We start from the raw sequence: 18,661 nt of genomic DNA on the forward strand, positions 1-18,661 counted from the left end.
GGAGCCGCAGGTGCCGCACAGCGATGAACTGGATAGCCGCGATGTTCTGTCCGTAAGTGGCCTGAATATCGCGTTTCACCACGAAGGGCAACAGGTAGACGCCGTGCGTAATGTGTCATTACGCCTGAAGCGTGGAGAGACTCTGGCGATTGTCGGCGAGTCGGGCTCGGGAAAATCGGTGACGGCGCTGGCGTTAATGCGGCTGATTGAGCAGTCGGGCGCGAACGTGCGCTGCGGCGAAATGCTGTTGCGTCGGCGTAATCGCCAGGTGATTGAGTTGTCTGAGCAGAGTGACGCGCAGATGCGACGTGTGCGCGGCGCGGATATCGCCATGATTTTCCAGGAGCCAATGACCTCGCTCAACCCGGTATTTACCGTTGGCGAGCAAATTGCCGAATCTATTCGTTTGCATCAGGGCGCCAGCCACGAAGAGGCGCTGGCGGAAGCGAAACGTATGCTCGATCAGGTACGGATCCCGGAGTCGCAGGCGATTTTATCGCGTTATCCGCATCAGCTTTCCGGCGGGATGCGCCAGCGAGTCATGATCGCGATGGCGCTATCCTGTCGTCCGGCGGTATTGATTGCCGATGAACCCACCACGGCGCTGGATGTCACTATCCAGGCGCAAATTCTGCAACTTATCAAAGTGTTGCAGCAAGAGATGTCGATGGGTGTGATTTTTATCACCCACGACATGGGCGTCGTGGCGGATATTGCCGATCGCGTGCTGGTGATGTATCAGGGCGAGGCCGTGGAAACCGGCAGCGTAGAGCAGATTTTCCATGCGCCGACGCATCCTTATACCCAAACGTTACTGGCCGCCGTCCCTCAGCTTGGCGCGATGCGCGGCCACTCGCTGCCACGCCGTTTCCCGTTGATTTCCGCTGACGAACCGGCCCTTTATGAATCGCAGATTGAGCAAGACACGGTGGTGGAAGGCGAACCTATTCTCCAGGTTCGGGGGCTGGTGACGCGATTCCCGCTGCGTAGCGGTCTCTTTAACCGTATTACGCGTGAAGTTCATGCCGTTGAGAATATCAGTTTCGATCTCTGGCCGGGCGAAACGCTATCGCTGGTGGGCGAGTCCGGTAGCGGAAAATCGACGACCGGACGCGCGCTGTTGCGGTTGGTTGAATCCCGGCAGGGGGAGATTATCTTTAACGGCCAGCGCATTGACACACTGTCTGCGGGTAAACTCCAGCCGTTGCGCCGCGATATTCAGTGTATTTTCCAGGACCCTTACGCCTCGCTCGACCCGCGCCAGACCGTGGGGTATTCCATTATGGAACCTTTACGGATTCATGGCCTGGGGCAGGGGGACGCTGCGGCAAAGCGCGTGGCCTGGTTGCTTGAGCGTGTCGGATTACGTCCTGAACATGCCTGGCGTTATCCGCATGAGTTTTCCGGCGGTCAACGTCAGCGCATCTGCATAGCTCGCGCGCTGGCATTGAATCCTAAAGTGATTATTGCCGATGAGGCGGTCTCCGCGCTGGATGTTTCCGTTCGCGGGCAGATCATTAATTTACTGCTCGATTTACAACGGGAAATGGGGATCGCCTACCTGTTTATTTCGCATGATATGGCGGTCGTGGAGCGAATTAGCCATCGCGTGGCGGTGATGTATCTTGGTCAAATTGTTGAGATGGGGCCGCGGCGCGCCGTTTTTGAAAATCCGCAGCATCCTTATACGCGTAAATTGATGGCGGCGGTGCCGGTTGCCGATCCCTCCAGACACCGGCCGCGGCGCGTTCTGCTATCAGATGATATACCCAGCAATATTCATAAACGTGGCGAAGAGACGCCCGCCGTTTCATTACAGTTGGTCGGGCCGGGACATTATGTCGCGCGGCCGCTGCAGGATAATGCGCTCTCGCGCTTATAACATTCAGACAGGCAGGGTTTCAGGAGAACAACATGACGCAATTTATTACGCATAAATGGCTGGCGGCGCTGGGACTGGCCTCATCCATTGCGGTTTTTCCGGCCCTGGCGGCCAAAGATGTGGTGGTGGCGGTAGGGTCTAATTTCACCACGCTCGATCCGTATGACGCCAACGATACGCTCTCGCAGGCGGTGGCGAAGTCATTTTATCAGGGGCTGTTTGGCCTGGATAAAGACATGAAGGTAAAAAACGTCCTGGCGGAAGGCTATACCGTTTCTGATGACGGTCTGACCTACACCATTACCCTACGGCAGGGGGTGAAATTTCAGGACGGCGCGGATTTTGATGCGGCGGCGGTGAAAGCGAATCTCGATCGCGCCAGCAATCCGGATAACCACCTCAAGCGTTATAACCTGTATAAAAATATCGCAAAAACGGAGGTTGTCGATCCGGCAACGGTAAAAATCACCCTGAAACAGCCGTTCTCCGCTTTCATTAATATTCTGGCGCACCCGGCGACGGCGATGATCTCGCCGCAAGCGCTGGAAAAATATGGCAAGGATATTGGTTTTCATCCGGTCGGTACCGGTCCATACCAGCTTGAAACCTGGAATCAGACCGACTTTGTCAAAGTGAAGAAGTTCGCCGGTTACTGGCAGCAGGGCTTACCCAAGCTGGATTCTATTACCTGGCGTCCGGTTACTGACAACAATACCCGCGCGGCGATGCTGCAAACCGGCGAAGCGCAATTTGCTTTTCCTATCCCTTATGAGCAGGCCGCGTTACTGGCGAAAAATAAAAACCTCGAACTGGTCGCCAGCCCGTCCATTATGCAGCGTTATATCAGTATGAATGTGACGCAGAAGCCGTTTGATAATCCTAAGGTGCGTGAGGCGTTGAATTACGCTATCAATCGTCAGGCGCTGGTTAAAGTGGCGTTTGCCGGATACGCCACGCCGGCGACGGGCGTGGTGCCGCCGTCGATAGCCTATGCGCAAAGCTATCAGCCGTGGCCCTATGATCCGGCTAAAGCGCGCGAACTGTTGAAAGAGGCGGGGTATCCAGACGGTTTCAGTACCACGCTGTGGTCATCGCATAACCATAGCACCGCGCAAAAAGTGTTGCAGTTTACCCAACAGCAACTGGCGCAGATTGGCATTAAAGCCCGGATAACCGCGATGGACGCCGGCCAGCGCGCTGCGGAAGTTGAGGGCAAAGGGCAAAAAGAGAGCGGCGTGCGAATGTTCTATACCGGCTGGTCGGCGTCGACGGGCGAAGCTGACTGGGCGTTATCGCCGCTCTTCGCATCACAAAACTGGCCGCCGACGCAGTTTAATACCGCTTTTTACAGCAACAAGCAGGTCGACAGCGATTTGGCGGCGGCCTTAAAGACCAACGATCCGCAGGAGAAAACACGATTGTACAAAGAGGCGCAGGATATTATCTGGAAAGAGTCGCCCTGGATACCGTTGGTGGTGGAGAAATTGGTTTCTGCGCACAGTAAAAATTTGACCGGTTTCTGGATTATGCCGGATACCGGTTTCAGCTTTGACGATGCGGATTTGAAGTAAGTAATGCGATGGGGCTGGATGGCGCGCGCGTTGTCCGCCATCCGGTAAAAGGTTCGTGTGATGCTTAACTATGTTCTCAAGCGCCTGCTGGGATTAATTCCTACGCTGTTGATTGTGGCAGTGCTGGTGTTTTTATTTGTTCATTTGTTGCCCGGCGACCCGGCGCGGCTGATAGCCGGACCGGAAGCCGACGCGCAGGTGATCGCGCTGGTTCGTCAGCAGCTGGGGCTTGATCAGCCGCTTCATGTCCAGTTTTGGCATTACATCACCCATGTTTTACAAGGCGATTTCGGGACGTCAATGGTTTCCCGCCGCCCGGTTTCTGAGGAGATCGCCAGCCGCTTTTTGCCGACGCTGTGGCTGACGATAACCAGTATGATATGGGCGGTTCTGTTTGGCATGGCGATCGGCATCGCCGCCGCCGTGTGGCGTAATCGCTGGCCTGACCGGTTAGGAATGACGCTTGCCGTGACCGGCATTTCTTTCCCGGCTTTTGCGCTGGGAATGTTGTTAATGCAGATTTTTTCCGTGGATCTGGGCTGGCTACCGACCGTGGGGGCGGATAGCTGGCAACATTATATTTTACCCTCCCTGACGCTTGGCGCGGCGGTGGCATCCGTCATGGCGCGTTTTACGCGCTCCTCGTTTGTCGATGTCCTGAGCGAGGATTACATGAGGACCGCGCGGGCGAAAGGCGTTAGTGAAACGTGGGTGGTGTTAAAACATGGCCTGCGCAATGCGATGATCCCGGTCGTCACCATGATGGGACTGCAATTTGGCTTTCTGCTTGGCGGATCGATCGTCGTCGAAAAAGTGTTTAACTGGCCGGGGCTTGGGCGATTACTGGTCGACTCCGTCGACATGCGCGACTACCCCGTGATTCAGGCGGAAGTGCTGCTGTTTTCTCTGGAATTTATTCTTATCAACTTAGTGGTGGATGTCCTCTATGCCGCCATTAATCCGGCTATCAGGTATAAGTAAGGATGCGATTATTTAACTGGCGCCGTCAGGCGATTTTACATGCTATGCCGGTGATAAAACCCGACCAGATACGCACGCCGTGGCGGGAGTTCTGGCGTCGTTTTCGCCGCCAGCATGTCGCGTTGGTCGCCGGGGGATTCGTACTGGCGTTAATTCTGGTGGCGATTTTTGCCCGTTGGCTGACGCCCTACGATGCGGAAAACTATTTTGACTACGATAGCCTGAACAATGGCCCCTCTTTGCAGCACTGGTTTGGCGTTGACTCGCTGGGAAGAGACATCTTTAGCCGGGTTCTCGTTGGAGCGCAGATCTCACTGGCGGCGGGCGTGTTCGCGGTATTTATCGGCGCGATAATCGGTACGGTGTTGGGATTGCTGGCGGGATATTATGAAGGCTGGTGGGATCGTTTCATTATGCGCATTTGCGATGTGTTGTTCGCCTTCCCCGGCATTTTGCTGGCGATTGCCGTTGTGGCGGTGTTAGGCAGCGGTATTGCTAATGTGATCGTTGCGGTGGCGATTTTCTCTATTCCGGCGTTTGCACGTCTGGTGCGCGGAAATACCCTGGTCTTAAAACAGCAGACGTTTATTGAGTCTGCCCGCAGTATCGGCGCCAGCGACACGACGATTTTGTTTAGCCATATCTTGCCGGGGACGGTCTCGTCAATTGTGGTTTTCTTTACGATGCGTATCGGTACGTCAATTATTTCCGCGGCAAGCCTGTCATTTCTCGGGTTAGGCGCGCAGCCGCCAACGCCGGAGTGGGGAGCGATGCTTAATGAAGCGCGGGCGGATATGGTCATCGCGCCGCACGTAGCGCTCTTCCCGGCGGTGGCGATTTTCCTGACTGTGCTGGCGTTTAACCTGTTAGGCGACGGGTTGCGCGATGCGCTGGACCCGAAGATTAAGGGGTAAGCCAGCCCGGTGGCGTTGACGCCTGGCGGGCCTGGAACGGGCTCGCCAGGTGGGGTAACACATTCGGCACCCGCGCCGGGGGAGGTGGCGTTAAACCCGACTGCCCCACAAATCATATTCGTCGGCGTTTTCCACTTTCACGCGCACGATATCGCCCGGCTTGACGTTGGTTTCGCCGTTCAAATAGACCGCGCCGTCAATTTCCGGCGCATCCGCCATGCTACGCCCGATAGCGCCTTCTTCGTCAACCTCATCGACGATCACCAGAATTTCGCGGCCCACTTTTTCCTGCAAGCGCTCAGCGGAGATTTGCTGTTGCAGTTGCATAAAGCGGTTCCAGCGCTCTTCTTTCACCTCTTCCGGCACCTGATCCGGCAGCTCATTCGCGCCAGCGCCTTCCACCGGGCTGTACTTGAAGCAGCCTACACGATCGAGGCGCGCTTCTTTCAGGAAGTCGAGCAGCATCTGGAAGTCTTCTTCCGTTTCGCCGGGGAAGCCGACAATAAAGGTGGAGCGTAGGGTCAGTTCCGGGCAGATTTCGCGCCACTGCTTAATGCGCGCCAGCTGGCGGTCAACGGAACCAGGACGTTTCATCAGTTTAAGAATCCGCGGGCTGGCATGTTGCAGCGGAATGTCCAGATAAGGCAGGATTTTGCCTTCCGCCATTAGCGGAATCACATCATCAACGTGTGGGTAGGGGTAGACGTAGTGCAGACGTGTCCAGACGCCCAGTTTTGATAACTGTTCGCACAGGCTCACCATACTGGTTTTCACCGGTTCGCCATTATGGAATCCGGTGCGGTGCTTCACATCTACGCCGTAGGCGGAGGTATCTTGCGAAATCACCAGAATCTCTTTGACCCCGGCATCAACCAGACGTTTCGCTTCGCTTAATACGTCGCCAATCGGACGGCTGACCAGATCCCCGCGCATCGACGGGATGATGCAGAACGTGCAGCGGTGATTACAGCCTTCAGAAATTTTCAGATACGCATAATGGCGCGGCGTCAGTTTTACACCCTGTTCCGGTACGAGGCTTAAAAATGGATTGTGCTTCGGCTTCGGTACGTAATGATGTACGTGCTGCAGAACTTGCTCATAGCTATGCGGCCCGGTGATTTCCAGTACTTTCGGATGCACTTCGCGGATCTGATCTTCTTTTGCGCCCAGGCAGCCGGTGACGATTACCTTACCGTTTTCGTTCAGCGCTTCGCCAATGGCTTCCAGCGACTCTTGTACCGCGCTGTCAATAAAGCCACAGGTATTAACGATAACCATATCCGCATCGTCATAGCGTGGCACAACGTCATAGCCTTCGGTACGCAGCTCAGTCAGGATGCGTTCCGAATCAACGAGGTTTTTCGGACAGCCCAGGGAAACGAAGCCGATCTTTGGCTGGTGGGTTACATTACTCATAGCTTAAAAAGTGTTCATTTATTGGAATGGTCAGGGCAGGGATTCTACAGATATCCGAACAAAAATTGTATCGCAATCTCATCAGGAGCGGCGGCATCAACCGTTGTGGTTATCAGCAAAAGGTGAAAAAGGGCAATTCTAAGAAAATTCTTGATCTCTGACACCCCTTTGTCTAAAAAACGACCATACTATTAAGTTGAACCCTGGTAGAAAAGAGGAGGAAAAAAGGTATGGTCGTTGACAGACTGAGAACCGATCTTCTCAACAAGCTGATAAACGCGCGTATCGATCTTGCCGCTTATCTGCAATTGCGAAAAGCGAAGGGGTATATGTCAGTCAGCGAAAGTGACACTCTGCGTGACAATTTTTTTGAACTGAATCGCGAGCTCCACGATCACGCTTTACGGCAGGGACTGCATCTCGATCAGGAAGAGTGGAACGCGCTGCGCCGTGCCGAAGGCGCGCTTGCAGCCGCCGCCGTTTGTTTAATGAGCGGACACCATGATTGTCCGACCTTTATTGCCGTCAACGCAGATAAACTTGAAAACTGTCTGACAACTTTGACGCTGAGTATTCAGAGTCTGAAAGCACATTCACCGCTTACACAGGTCTGAATAAGGGGGAGGCGACTCCTGAGGAATCCCCAGCAAACCAGGACAGGCATAGTGTTATGTGATCTAATTGATTGCGCTAACACTTTCAAGGAAATCATCACTATGCCTGCTCGTTCATTATGCCAAAAATCCTTTAAAAATATACTGGAGCCTTTGCACCTTTACCGCCGTCAATCTCTGATTGAGGCTACCAGTGTAGTGATTAACGGTGCATCTCTTACACTTATTCAGTATTGGGCGTGATTTGTCAGGAGTAGCATCGGTCAGGCACAAGATAAAACGTATCGATCGACTTCGGGGAAAGTCTCACTTGCAGAATGAAGTTTCAGATACTTTTTCAGCGTGTTACTAAAAAATCACGGAGGGAATGACCCGGGTTGTCATGCTCTCCTATATGCCAGCCTGTTTTCCGCCAAAGGTGACTAAATTCGGTTCACCAGACAATCGTTGATGTTCTTAGGGAACGGTATAGTCGAATTCACTCCTGAAACAGGTACGGAATGTCGGCCGTTTACTATTCTGAAACGTTATTTATATCAAATAATTAAATTTTATTTTTATCTTTGTTATTGTAACAATAAATTACATGTTTCTTTCTGTTATCAGCGAACCTGAACCAATTTTAATGGGGGGTTAGATAAAAGCTAATTCAGAAAATTATTTTTTTAAGATATATTGAATTATCAGATGCTCCATTCAAATGAGAGACGAGAATGCAAACGTTAGAACGGTTTTTTCTTTTCGTTACGGGGGACCAACCTGAACGATTTGAAAAAGCAAATAGCAGTTGTGCTGATAGCGTAATCCTTGATTTAGAAAATGCGGTGTCATCTGAGAAAAAAATAATTGCCAGAGAAAATGCTCTGAATTTCATGAGTAATGATGAAAAAGTACTGATTGCTGTACGTGCAAAAATTGTAATAACTTCACGCCTGGCTGGATCATATCCTTCTGTTAACGGTATCACAACTGAATTTATGAAAAACGAGTTGACAATACAAAATGCTATTCACTCCTGTAAAATGGGGTTCAGTGGCAAGGTATGTATTCACCCTCCACAAATTTCACATGTAAACAGAGCATTCAGCTATTTAAAACAAGAAATCGAGTGGGTTCCCCAGATTATGCGACTGGCTCAATATCCCCATGGAGCGTTCAGTCATGAAGGGCAAATGGTGGATAAACCGTTACTGGAAAAAGCAAAAAGGATTTTGGCTCATAGCATTTAGTAAATATATGAAGGAGTCACCAATGAAAGCTTTAGTTTGTGTAAAACAAGTTGTCGATCATAACGTTAGAATTAGAATAAAGCGAGATCATTCTGATGTTGATATTTCTGATTCAAAACTCAGTATCAATCCATTTGATGAAATTGCAGTTGAAGAAGCAGTACGTTTAAAAGAACGGGGATTAATCAGTGAGGTTGTTGTAGTGTCTATAGGAAACACAGGTGTAGGGGATGTATTGCGTACAGCACTGGCAGCAGGGGCAGACAGGGCAATACACATATTAACAAAAAACTCTCTTACACCACTAATTGTGGCCAAAACTATCACCGCTATTACCCGGAATGAAAAACCCGATATTATATTATTAGGCAAGCAAGCTATTGACGATGATTGTAATCAGGTAGGCCAAATGCTGGCAGCATTACTCGATCTTCCCCAAGCCACTAATGTTAGTGAAATTACTATTTCTGATAATTCATTAACTGCTGTTCGTGAGGTTGATGGAGGATTAGAAACGTTAAATTTATCCCTGCCTGCAGTACTCACTACAGATCTACGTCTGAATACACCGAGGAATATCAGCTTGCCGAATGTTATTAAAGCCAAAAAGAAACCTGTTAAGGAGATAGATTTCGATTCACTTGGTATTAACCCATCATCCAGATTGACTATTATTAAAGTTGATGAGCCAGCAAGAAGGAAAGCAGGCATAATCGTTCCAGATATTAACACGCTGCTAGATAAATTAAAAAACGAAGAAAAAGTAATTTAAGGAGGAAAATATGGCTTCTTTAGTTATTGCTGAACATAACGGCAATACTCTTTTACCTTCAACACTCAGTACTATCACTGCGGCAAAAGCCATTAATAGTGATATAGATATACTTATGTTAGGATATGGTATAGAAAGTATTGCAGTTAAAGCCAGTCATATTCAGGGGATATCCACTGTATTTGTTGCTGACAGCCCACTATTCGAACACCTTCTGGCAGAGAATGTGGAAAAACAGATCAGCTATTTTTTGAATAGTGGGAAAAATCATTATCAGTCCATTCTTTTTCCTGCAAGCTCTTTTGGAAAAAACTGTGCGCCACGCTTAGCAGCAAAACTTGATGTATCTCAGATTAGTGATATTACGCGTGTCATTGATCAACATACCTTTGAACGTCCAATCTATGCGGGTAACGCTATTGCCACAGTACACAGTGATGATGAATATAAAGTGATAACTGTTCGTCCTACCTCATTTGCGGCTGCGGCTGCGGTTGCGGAATATGAGGGAAAAGCCCCCATTGAATTTACAGAGGTTGTTCTTGGTTCAGATCAGGTAAAATTTATTAGCCAACATGTTAATAAAAGTAACCGTCCAGACTTACAATCCGCCAGAGTTGTAGTATCAGGTGGACGAGGAGTAGGAAGTGCACAGGCATTCAAAGAACTTGTTGATAACCTGGCAGATAAATTAGGCGCTGCCGTGGGGGCAAGCCGGGCTGCTGTAGATGCTGGTTATGCACCAAATGATTATCAGATTGGCCAGACCGGAAAAATCGTTGCGCCTCAACTTTATATTGCTCTGGGAATTTCTGGCGCCATACAACATCTTGCCGGGATGAAAGAGTCAGGCGTCATTGTCGCTATTAATAAGGATCCTGACGCTCCTATCTTTTCTATTGCGGATTATGGTTTGGTAGCTGATATTTTCAAAGCTGTACCTGAACTTATCGATAAATTATAAATCATATTTTTTCCTCCTTAAAGGTAACTTTTATGCAATATACTGATATTCAAATTTGGCAGCCTGGCATTCTGCGCAACACCGATTATCTTAACCCCGGTCCCGCTAAGCTGCTGGCCGCCACTCTGGATAAAGACATCAAAATCTTTAAAGAGGGGGGGCGTTCTGCCAGAATTATGGCACTGGCTCTATTTTCTTCCTGTCGACCGCCAGTCAGATCTATCTGCTGATGGTCATCCGATAAAAGGTCATTTTCTACCCCCTGTTGGCGCTGGTTTATTGAGGAAAAAATTATGAAAAGTATTGAAAAGGATAAATATCAGGATATTCGTGATGCGGTTCGTTCATTATGTAGTGAATTTGATGATAAATATCACCGTAAGATAGATGAAGCAAAAGCCTATCCTGAAGAGTTTGTTAATAAACTAACCAAAGCTGGTTGGCTGGCTGCGCTCATCCCGGAGGAATTTGGAGGGTCAGGGCTTGGTTTAACTGAAGCATCTATTATCATGGAAGAGATCAATAGATCGGGTGGAAACTCTGGAGCCTGCCATGGTCAGATGTATAACATGAATACGTTGTTACGTCATGGATCCGATAAACAGAAAGAATTCTGGCTGCCACGGATAGCTACTGGTGAATGGCGCCTGCAGTCGATGGGCGTCACAGAACCCACAGCAGGTACAGATACCACCAGAATTAAAACTACAGCTATAAAAAGAGAAGACCGGTATGTGATAAACGGACAAAAAGTCTGGATTTCACGTGTTCAACATTCAGACTGGATGATTCTTCTGGTTCGAACTACTCCGCTTGCAAATGTAAAACGTAAATCCGAAGGGATGTCTATTTTCATGGTTGATATTAAAGAAGCTATGAAAAATGGAATGACAGTACGACCTATTCCCAATATGGTCAATCATGAAACCAACGAGCTCTTTTTTGACAACCTGGAAATTCCCGAAGAAAATCTTATTGGTGAAGAGGGTATGGGTTTTCATTACATACTTGATGGTTTAAATGCAGAGCGTACCTTGATTGCGGCAGAATGTATAGGCGATGGATATTGGTTTATGGATCGTGTTACCCGCTATACCTGCGAGCGTGAGGTTTTTGGTCGTCCCATTGGTCAGAACCAGGGGGTGCAGTTTCCTATTGCAGAAGCATTTATTGCAGTGGAAGCGGCTAATCTGATGCGTTTTAAAGCGTGCGAGCTTTTTGATCAGCATCTTGATTGTGGAGCACAGGCTAATATGGCGAAATACCTTGCTGCGAAAGCCAGCTGGGAAGCAGCCAATGCCTGCCTGCAATTTCATGGTGGATATGGTTTTGCCTGTGAGTATGATATCGAACGAAAGTTTAGAGAAACACGTTTATATCAGGTTGCTCCCATATCTACCAACCTGATCCTGAGCTATATCGCTGAGCATGTGCTGGAGATGCCACGTTCATTCTGATGTCAAATCAATTGGAAAAATATTATGAAACAGTTACCTCTGTCCGGAGTCATTATAGTCTCGATTGAACATGTCATTGCCGCTCCCTTCTGTACCCGACAGTTGGCTGATTATTTCTCGCGGGTAACTATAATAGAATGCCAAGAAAATAGGGACTTTTCCTGCAATTATGATGAACGGCTTAAAAATGATTTGTGTATATTATTTTTCATCTGAGGGAGAAAGCTAAATATAAATGTTATGGAATGCTTCATCATCACCGACATTTTTTTAATAGTTGATAACTGGCTATATAGTCTTATAGGCACCTTTTTCTAAGGTTGAACATTCCTATACCATTTCATCTGTTTTATCACTATGATATTTATTTCATTGGTTACAATATGAATGCAATTTTATTTACATAATATAGCTGTTCCTACGGTGCTGAAAAATTAAGGAGTTAATAATGAACGATACACTTTCTAATACCCAGCAATCACGTGAGACAATAGAATGTGATGTTCTTATTGTGGGAGCAGGACCCGCCGGATTATCTGCAGCTCTTAAACTTAAATTACAGGCAAATGACGCAGGAAAAGAACTGTCCATTATCGTCCTTGATAAAGGAGCTGAGCCTGGTTCTCATATTCTCAGTGGGGCAGTCATGGATCCCCGAGCGCTGAATGAACTAATTCCTGATTGGCAGGAAAGAGGCGCACCCATTAAACAGCCTGTTACTCAGGATAAATTACTGTTACTGACGAATGAAAAATGTATTAATTTGCCGGATGCATTGATTCCTGATAATTTTCGCAACCATGGAAACTTTATCGTAAGCCTCGGTAATCTCATTAAATGGCTCGCCGGTCAGGCAGAAACGTCAGGCGTGGATATTTATGCAGGCTTTTCGGCAACTGAGATACTGTATGATCAGGATACTAACATTATCGGTGTAGTAACTGGTGATATGGGACGTCATCGGGATGGCAGCAAGAAAGAGGGGTTCCAGAGTGGAATAGAAATTCTGGCAAAATATACAATTTTTGCCGAAGGGGCCCGCGGTAGTCTGGCTAAAGAACTGATCAAAAAATTTCATCTTGATACAGGCAAAGCACCCCAGAGTTTTAGCATAGGCATAAAAGAGTTGTGGGAGGTTCCATCAGACCAGTCCCATCCGGGGCTTGTAATTCACACCACAGGTTGGCCTCTGGATAAAGAGTCGTTCGGGGGTGGGTTTCTCTATCATCTTAATGATAATAAAATTGCACTAGGTTTGGTTGTGGGACTTGATTATTCAAATCCCTGGTTAAGCCCTTTTCAGGAAATGCAGCGCCTGAAAACACACCCTTCTATACGCAAATACATTGACCGGGGTAAGCGTATTGGTTATGGCGCAAGAGCAATCAATAACGGCGGGATTGCGTCTATGCCTGATCCCTGTTTACCTGGTGGTCTGCTGATTGGTTGTAATGCCGGTACGCTCAATGCAAGTAGAATCAAGGGCATCCATACAGCTATCAAAAGTGGCATGATAGCGGCTGACGCTATATTTAATGCTTTGCTGGACAACAGGAAAAACGACATACTGACAGAATATCAAACATTACTGCGACAGAGCTGGCTTTGGCAGGAACTGGAAAATGGTAGTAATTTCAAACCCTGGTTTAAAAAAGGGCGTGTGATAGGTTTTATCATGACTGGCATTGAGCATTGGCTGCTTCCCCGAATGGGTATAAAAAAAATCCCCTGGCGTGTAAAAAATAACCGACCGGACAATATCACTCTGCAACCGGCCAACAAAAGCCAGAAAAAACTGTACGACAAACCTGACGGTAAACTGACGTTTGATATTTTGTCATCCGTCTATCTCAGTAACACCTGGCATGATGACGACCAGCCAGTACATTTGAAAATCAGTGATCAGAATATCCCTATATCCATTAATCTGGATATTTATGGTGGCCCCGAAGAACGATATTGCCCTGCCGGAGTATATGAATTTTTACAGGATAGTGAAACACAAAATATGCGTCTGCAAATAAATTCACAGAACTGTATTCACTGTAAAGTTTGTGACATTAAAGATCCTAAACAAAATATAACCTGGACTACGCCTGAAGGTGGCAACGGACCAAATTATACAGGGATGTAACGCTATCACTCAGTCTGAGCTGTGAGCATAGTAACCAGTTTTTGTGTGAAGCCGGGTAATTTGTCAAAGCTTCTGGCGCAGATTTGTAATTTTCTTAATGACCAAAATTCATCAAGATCAATAATCGAAAATTCATGCAACTGACGCAAACGGGATGCAGCAGAGTGAGGCATTATACCAATGCCCACTTTTGCTTCAACCATACGGCAAAATGTTTCAAAGTTGCCGACCTGTATTCTAATTTTCAGTTTAGATGGTACTAGTTCTGCCTTTTTTCGGATAAATTCAAACATTCCTGTCCCTTCAGGCAGGCTGATTTGTTCATATTGAATTAATTCATGAAAGGTCACGCTTTTTCTGTCAGCAAAGGGATGGTCTGTCGCGGTGATAAGCACTAGCCTATCAGTACGGAACGGCAGTATTTCAAGGTTATCTGTTGTAATATTACCAGCAACAATTCCGAGATCAGTTTTCCCCTCAATAACAGAACGTACAATTTCCGGACTTGGATACTCCCTGAGATCAATATTCACATCGTTATATAGTGTAAGGAAATGGCTCAACAATGGGGGGAGATACTCTGCAATAGCAGTTATACTGGAAAATATTCTGACATGTCCTTTGATGCCTTTAACATGCTCCTGCATATCGCTACGTAACATTTCCATTTGATTCACAATAAGGCTGGCGTGGTGTTTAAATGTTTCACCAGCAGAGGATAACGTTATCCCCTTGCTACTACGATACAGCAATCTCAGATTGATACTCTGTTCAAGATTACGTATACGCACGCTACCAGATGCGGCAGACATGTAAGTTTTTTCCGCTCCACGTGTTAAGCTCCCTTCTTCACTGATAGCAAGGAATAATTTTAAATCTTTTATATCAAAGTGCATCGTTGTGGCTCATAATTAACGTATAATACAGTGTGCTGCTTTTTTATAGGCTCAGTCAGACTGAGTATTTCGGCCTATCCGAATTCCTGTCACGTCGAGATAACTACAAAATGTAGGCTGACGGTGTCACCGCCCTACCATGATCCGGGGCGGATCTGGTAGGACGCTGGTGACCGCTGACAGGGGGTCAGGTCAGACATATTGTCGGAACCGTTGTAACGTAGATGCTAATACCTGCTCCCCGTGGTCATCAGGTTAACCCGTTTACAGCGGTTTTTTCAGCCCCGGCAGATTTATCATAAACTGATCACCGTAAATATGTGGAATCAGCCAAGTAAAGAACAGATTGGCAAACGCCACCACAAACAATGATACGCCTCCATAGGTCAATAAAGCGCATACAAGAATAATCATCGGCATGGCTTTGTTCTGGCCCACCATACAGGTCACAGCACTGACAATTGAGTAGTAAAAACCAGCAAATTCAATCAGCTTGCCAAATACTGCACCCAGCAGAAAGACAGGAAAATAAAGTTTTACAAAACCGATCAACTTATCCATAAATATATCACTGAAAACCGGGGCGACCGTCACTGGACGGGTGAACAGAACTGCGCCAAGTGCTACCAGCGGAGCAAAAAGGATCACACTGTAACCACGATAAGCGACCAGCATCAGTAATGAATACATTCATTGTCTTATCTCGCTTGCATGACTACCCATTTTATCCATGTTATGCAACAGCTTGTGTCATATTTTTCTGATCTCCATTTTAGATCAGACAGGCTATAACTCAGGGATTCCGGCGCGAAGAATGGAACATACTCTAAAAAGTACTCGGCGGATTCAAGTCGGTATCACTCCGTTAATAATCTTTATTCTCGACCCGCTGCATGTTGATTTTACGGTTAAACGCCGTTCTCTTATTCATCGCAGGAGTAAACCATCATGACATGCAGTGAAATCCCCAGAAAACGATCATGTATTCAATCGGTGATTATCGTTTCGAATACCGACTTTTATCGCAGGATTTATGATGGTTAAAGTCGATGTGAAATGCCCGTTTTGCGCGCAAACGGCATCCGTTAAAAAGTATGGTCCGGGGAGTGCAGGGCACCAGCATTACCGCTGTCAGGCATGTTGCCGCAGCTTTCAGGTCGACTATGAATACCGCGCCTGTCAGCCCGGCATGAAAGAGCAGGTTGTTGATCTTGCCATGTACAATGCCGGTATTCGTAATCCGCAGGGACTGGCAGTCAATCCCTGGAGCGGCGCGCTATGGCTGCATGAACACGGTCTGCGCGGCGGCGATGAAATTAACATACCGAAAAAAGGCAAAAATTATGGCTGGCCGCTGGCCACATGGGGCGTCAACTATAGTGGTCTGAAAGTGCCGGAAACCAAAGGTGAAATTGTCGAAGGAACGGAGCAGTCGGTTTACTACTGGAAGGATTCTCCGGCAATTAGCGGGATGGCCTTTATATCAGCGACGTTTTTGTGCCGTGACGGCATAAACTGTTTATCGGCGCGCTAAAAGATAAAGAGGTTATTGTGATGCGCGTCAATGGCAATACGGTGACGGAAGAAGACTGTATTTTGAGTGACAGAAAGCAACGTATCTACGATGTGCGTGTCGGACCTGACGGCTACTTATATGTGTTAACCGATGAGTCCGACGGGCAGTTACTCAAGGTAAGTCCTTCACTTGAGGCCGCGGCTACGCGTTAGGTGACTGGGATCATCACCACTTTGCGAAAAGCAGGGCGCTCGGTAAGCTGTTGATACCAGCGTTCCAGATTCGGGCGCGGCGTCCACTTCAGACCCACGTTCAACAGGTTATAGACGAAAGGCGCAATGGCGATATCGCCGGTGCCGAAGTTGTCTCCGGAGAACCACGGCTGGTGGGCCAGAGCGTCATCAAGCAGCGCAAACAGGCCATCACACTTTTCGATACCGGCTTCAATTGCCGCCTGGTCGCGTTTTTCCGGCGGGGTTCTGACCAGTCCCATCAGGATCACGCGGTGCGCCGGGCTTAACGTTTGATTCGCCCAGTCCATCCATTTTTCGCCCTCCGCACGCCGCGCCGGATTATCAACCCATAGCCGGTTCTGGCCGTATTGCGCCGCCAGATAGCGGACAATGGCATTGGATTCCCACAATAACAGGTCGGTTTCATCATCTTTAAGCAGCGGCACCAGCCCATTAGGATTCATCGCCAGATAGTCGGCATCTTGGTTAACGCCGAATTTTCCACCTGCCAGAATTTGATCGTATGGCAGTTCCAGCTCTTCAAGCGTCCACAACACTTTTTTAACATTAGTCGAGTTGTTCCGGCCCCACAGCGTAATCATATTAACCCCTTCTGTTTTATCAGGATGATGACAGTAATCGGCCTACCGTGAGATAAACCTAACATTTACACAATGGTCTGTAAAAAAATCGTTATGAAGGAAGCGTAACGGGATGTTATTGCATAAACTTTAAAAACTTTACCAAGTTACGGTTTCTTTAACGTCGTGAGTGCGTTATTACTCACCGCACTTATTACACGGTGGTGTGACGTGTGTTTTTGGAATGGATACTCGGGTGGTACTATGACGCAATACGCTTCTTCCCTTCGTAGCCTCGCGGCAGGTTCGGTTCTCTTATTCCTTTTCGCTTCGCCTGTAAAGGCAGAGGAACAAACGATCGCGCCGCCGGGCGTTGATGCGCGAGCCTGGATCTTAATGGATTACGCCAGCGGTAAAGTACTGGCGGAAGGCAACGCCGATGAGAAACTCGACCCTGCCAGTTTGACAAAAATTATGACCAGCTACGTGGTGGGCCAGGCGCTGAAGGCAGGGAAAATCAAGCTGACCGATATGGTGACGGTGGGCAAAGATGCCTGGGCGACGGGGAACCCGGCGCTACGTGGGTCGTCGGTGATGTTTCTGAAGCCAGGCGATCAGGTGTCGGTTGCGGATCTTAATAAAGGCATCATCATTCAGTCAGGTAACGATGCCTGTATCGCGCTTGCCGACTACGTCGCCGGAAGCCAGGAGTCCTTTATCGGCCTGATGAACGCCTATGCGAAACGACTGGGGTTAACCAATACAACCTTCCAGACGGTACACGGTCTTGATGCGCCAGGGCAGTTCAGTACCGCTCGCGATATGGCGTTGCTCGGCAAGGCCTTGATTCACGATGTGCCTGACGAATACGCCATTCATAAAGAAAAAGAATTTACTTTTAATAATATTCGTCAACCGAACCGCAACCGCCTGTTGTGGAGCACCAATCTGCATGTCGACGGCATGAAAACGGGGACAACGGCTGGCGCTGGGTATAACCTTGTCGCCTCCGCCACTCAGGGCGATATGCGCCTGATCTCTGTCGTGCTGGGGGCGAAAACGGACCGTATTCGTTTTAATGAGTCAGAAAAACTGCTGACCTGGGGTTTCCGCTTCTTTGAAACGGTCACGCCGATTAAACCTGACGCGACATTCGTGACGCAACGGGTCTGGTTTGGCGATAAGCGTGAGGTCAATTTGGGGGCGGGCGATGCGGGGTCTGTGACGATTCCGCGTGGGCAGCTTAAAAACCTGAAGGCCAGCTTTACGTTGAACGAACCACAGCTCACGGCGCCGTTGAAGAAAGGGCAGGTTGTCGGCACCATCGATTTCCAGCTTAACGGAAAATCCATTGAGCAACGCCCGTTAATGGTGATGGAAAACGTCGAGGAGGGGGGATTTTTCAGCCGGATGTGGGATTTTGTGCTGATGAAACTCCATCAGTGGTTTGGCAGTTGGTTCTCGTAAAATAACCCCATTGCCGGGTGCGCGTCGCATCCGG

The 18,661-nt window shown here is 48.2% G+C and carries 16 protein-coding genes and 3 pseudogenes; 15 read left to right on the forward strand and 4 right to left on the reverse strand.

All coding sequences use genetic code 11. The features are described 5' to 3' along the window. The first annotated feature begins 10 nt into the window (after window positions 1–10). From gsiA to gsiD, 4 genes are read left to right on the forward strand one after another with little or no spacing between them, the layout of a single operon-like run. Window positions 11–1,882, forward strand: a complete 1,872-nt coding sequence (gene gsiA, locus ACH0VJ_RS16985; protein ID WP_001120589.1) for a glutathione ABC transporter ATP-binding protein GsiA — start codon at window positions 11–13, stop codon at window positions 1,880–1,882. Between the two features lie 32 nt (window positions 1,883–1,914). Then, on the forward strand, window positions 1,915–3,453 hold the full coding sequence (gene gsiB, locus ACH0VJ_RS16990) for a glutathione ABC transporter substrate-binding protein GsiB (RefSeq protein WP_000191444.1): 1,539 nt from the start codon (window positions 1,915–1,917) through the stop codon (window positions 3,451–3,453). 60 nt (window positions 3,454–3,513) lie between these two features. Continuing rightward, on the forward strand, window positions 3,514–4,434 hold the full coding sequence (gene gsiC / locus ACH0VJ_RS16995; protein WP_000936064.1) for a glutathione ABC transporter permease GsiC: 921 nt from the start codon (window positions 3,514–3,516) through the stop codon (window positions 4,432–4,434). A 2-nt stretch (window positions 4,435–4,436) separates the two neighbouring features. Further along, window positions 4,437–5,348, forward strand: a complete 912-nt coding sequence (gsiD, locus tag ACH0VJ_RS17000; RefSeq protein ID WP_001236020.1) for a glutathione ABC transporter permease GsiD — start codon at window positions 4,437–4,439, stop codon at window positions 5,346–5,348. A gap of 90 nt (window positions 5,349–5,438) precedes the next feature. On the opposite strand, the gene rimO is transcribed toward gsiD, so the two are convergent. Beyond that, window positions 5,439–6,764, reverse strand: a complete 1,326-nt coding sequence (rimO, locus tag ACH0VJ_RS17005; protein WP_000073317.1) for a 30S ribosomal protein S12 methylthiotransferase RimO — start codon at window positions 6,762–6,764, stop codon at window positions 5,439–5,441. A 230-nt stretch (window positions 6,765–6,994) separates the two neighbouring features. On the opposite strand from rimO, the gene bssR reads away from it, so the two are divergent. From bssR to ACH0VJ_RS17045, 8 genes and pseudogenes are all read left to right on the forward strand, one after another. Beyond that, window positions 6,995–7,378 (forward strand): biofilm formation regulator BssR, encoded by a 384-nt coding sequence (bssR, locus tag ACH0VJ_RS17010; protein ID WP_000259651.1) that lies wholly within the window; start codon window positions 6,995–6,997, stop codon window positions 7,376–7,378. Window positions 7,379–7,480: 102 nt separating this feature from the next. After that, window positions 7,481–7,766, forward strand: a pseudogene (locus tag ACH0VJ_RS17015) (IS4 family transposase); the annotation flags it as partial. A gap of 325 nt (window positions 7,767–8,091) precedes the next feature. Then, window positions 8,092–8,607: a CoA ester lyase gene (locus ACH0VJ_RS17020; RefSeq protein WP_001537268.1), complete on the forward strand. Its 516-nt coding sequence runs from the start codon at window positions 8,092–8,094 to the stop codon at window positions 8,605–8,607. Between the two features lie 22 nt (window positions 8,608–8,629). Then, the gene (locus ACH0VJ_RS17025; RefSeq protein WP_001521753.1) at window positions 8,630–9,379 is read left to right on the forward strand and encodes an electron transfer flavoprotein subunit beta/FixA family protein; all 750 of its coding nucleotides are present in this window, start codon (window positions 8,630–8,632) and stop codon (window positions 9,377–9,379) included. A 10-nt stretch (window positions 9,380–9,389) separates the two neighbouring features. Continuing rightward, window positions 9,390–10,343: an electron transfer flavoprotein subunit alpha/FixB family protein gene (locus ACH0VJ_RS17030; protein ID WP_000157775.1), complete on the forward strand. Its 954-nt coding sequence runs from the start codon at window positions 9,390–9,392 to the stop codon at window positions 10,341–10,343. A 32-nt stretch (window positions 10,344–10,375) separates the two neighbouring features. Beyond that, window positions 10,376–10,573: a hypothetical protein gene (locus ACH0VJ_RS17035; RefSeq protein ID WP_001200424.1), complete on the forward strand. Its 198-nt coding sequence runs from the start codon at window positions 10,376–10,378 to the stop codon at window positions 10,571–10,573. 63 nt (window positions 10,574–10,636) lie between these two features. Continuing rightward, window positions 10,637–11,800, forward strand: coding sequence for an acyl-CoA dehydrogenase family protein (locus tag ACH0VJ_RS17040; RefSeq protein WP_000835385.1), 1,164 nt, complete (start codon window positions 10,637–10,639; stop codon window positions 11,798–11,800). A 448-nt stretch (window positions 11,801–12,248) separates the two neighbouring features. Then, complete coding sequence (locus tag ACH0VJ_RS17045) at window positions 12,249–13,934, forward strand: electron transfer flavoprotein-ubiquinone oxidoreductase (RefSeq protein WP_001000306.1); 1,686 nt, start codon at window positions 12,249–12,251, stop codon at window positions 13,932–13,934. A gap of 5 nt (window positions 13,935–13,939) precedes the next feature. Here ACH0VJ_RS17045 and ACH0VJ_RS17050 read toward each other — a convergent pair whose 3' ends face one another. Together ACH0VJ_RS17050 and ACH0VJ_RS17055 are read right to left on the reverse strand one after the other, a co-directional pair. Continuing rightward, window positions 13,940–14,830 (reverse strand): LysR family transcriptional regulator, encoded by an 891-nt coding sequence (locus ACH0VJ_RS17050; RefSeq protein ID WP_000545335.1) that lies wholly within the window; start codon window positions 14,828–14,830, stop codon window positions 13,940–13,942. Window positions 14,831–15,094: 264 nt separating this feature from the next. Then, window positions 15,095–15,520, reverse strand: a complete 426-nt coding sequence (locus ACH0VJ_RS17055) for a GntP family permease (RefSeq protein WP_000287110.1) — start codon at window positions 15,518–15,520, stop codon at window positions 15,095–15,097. Between the two features lie 346 nt (window positions 15,521–15,866). Here ACH0VJ_RS17055 and ACH0VJ_RS17060 point away from each other — a divergent pair. Both ACH0VJ_RS17060 and ACH0VJ_RS17065 read left to right on the forward strand, forming a co-directional pair. After that, window positions 15,867–16,070: pseudogene (locus ACH0VJ_RS17060) on the forward strand (IS1 family transposase); the annotation flags it as partial. Beyond that, window positions 16,056–16,558, forward strand: a pseudogene (locus tag ACH0VJ_RS17065) (PQQ-dependent sugar dehydrogenase); the annotation flags it as partial. The pseudogenes ACH0VJ_RS17060 and ACH0VJ_RS17065, both read left to right, overlap by 15 nt. Here ACH0VJ_RS17065 and ACH0VJ_RS17070 read toward each other — a convergent pair. Then, window positions 16,555–17,181 (reverse strand): glutathione S-transferase family protein, encoded by a 627-nt coding sequence (locus ACH0VJ_RS17070; RefSeq protein WP_000631902.1) that lies wholly within the window; start codon window positions 17,179–17,181, stop codon window positions 16,555–16,557. The pseudogene ACH0VJ_RS17065 and the gene ACH0VJ_RS17070 overlap by 4 nt on opposite strands. Before the next feature lie 243 nt (window positions 17,182–17,424). Here ACH0VJ_RS17070 and dacC point away from each other — a divergent pair, with 243 nt between their 5' ends. Next, window positions 17,425–18,627 (forward strand): serine-type D-Ala-D-Ala carboxypeptidase, encoded by a 1,203-nt coding sequence (gene dacC / locus ACH0VJ_RS17075; RefSeq protein WP_000195712.1) that lies wholly within the window; start codon window positions 17,425–17,427, stop codon window positions 18,625–18,627. Window positions 18,628–18,661 lie beyond the last annotated feature (34 nt).

The sequence above is a fragment of the Salmonella sp. 2020_1459 genome (assembly GCF_043847915.1).
In the GTDB taxonomy this organism is placed as follows: domain Bacteria; phylum Pseudomonadota; class Gammaproteobacteria; order Enterobacterales; family Enterobacteriaceae; genus Salmonella; species Salmonella enterica.